The organism is Flectobacillus sp. BAB-3569, from assembly GCF_002270355.1.
Classification (GTDB): Bacteria; Bacteroidota; Bacteroidia; order Cytophagales; family Spirosomataceae; genus Flectobacillus; species Flectobacillus roseus.
Genome location: NZ_NJFZ01000069.1, coordinates 1 through 786, shown reverse-complemented (window position 1 = coordinate 786; position 786 = coordinate 1). Strand labels below are relative to the sequence as shown.

The 786-nt window shown below is 38.5% G+C and carries 2 protein-coding genes; one reads left to right on the top strand and one right to left on the bottom strand.

The window, feature by feature from the left end; translation table 11 throughout:
* Positions 1-277, top strand: a 277-nt coding sequence (locus tag BWI92_RS26365) for a tetratricopeptide repeat protein (protein WP_141234948.1), incomplete at its 5' end; no start/stop codon positions are given.
* A gap of 100 nt (positions 278-377) precedes the next feature.
* On the opposite strand, the gene BWI92_RS26360 is transcribed toward BWI92_RS26365, so the two are convergent.
* Positions 378-587, bottom strand: a complete 210-nt coding sequence (locus tag BWI92_RS26360; RefSeq protein WP_141234947.1) for a hypothetical protein — start codon at positions 585-587, stop codon at positions 378-380.
* Positions 588-786 lie beyond the last annotated feature (199 nt).

Below are 786 nucleotides of genomic sequence, written 5' to 3'. Positions count from 1 at the left end.
TCATGACTTTGATAAGGCACTTGAAATAGACCCTAAAGATACCAATGCTTTGTATAACAGAGGGAACATCAAATTTCAAAGTGCTGAATTAGAAGATGCCATTAAGGATTTTACAGAAGCTGTAAAAATTGATGCTCAATTTGCAAAAGCTTATTATGGCTTGGGCTTAGCCTACCAAAAATTGGGAAACTCTGACGCAAGTTGTATGAATCTCAAACAAGCAAATCGCTTGGGTTATCCTGATGCGAAGACAGCGTTGGAGACTTATTGTAAATAATAATTAGTCAAAGAGAGGACAGGCACAAGGTATTGGTGGTTTTATAGCTGATGCTTTGTGCCTGTTTGTTTTTACGAATAAAAGAAAAGATTATGCCTATTTACCTTATTTCCGCGGACTTTGTATAACCTTGCACAGTAAACTTATTTTGTTTATTCTTTTCTGAAAATGAAGTTGTGGCTACAGGTTGAGAACCATCTCTTGATTTGAACGCTACGACTATATTTGCACCATAAATGGAGGCTTCATAGCCATCATAAATATCCATCCGTGAGATATGCCCCATTGGAAGTGTAGTTTGGTCGAGCATATCAGGGCTTATTTCSMAKCCATSAAGWCTTCTAGCGTATTGTTTACCTATGTACGAGAGAAACAGCTTCCATGTAGTTTTGCACAAGGCTTTGCAGGATTTTATGTAACAGGAGAGCGTCCTATGCCACTCGATGGTTTGTCTATGGAAATCGACTTGGTTATTGCGAGTGCCTATTTAGCGTCGATGCCTTTATGGA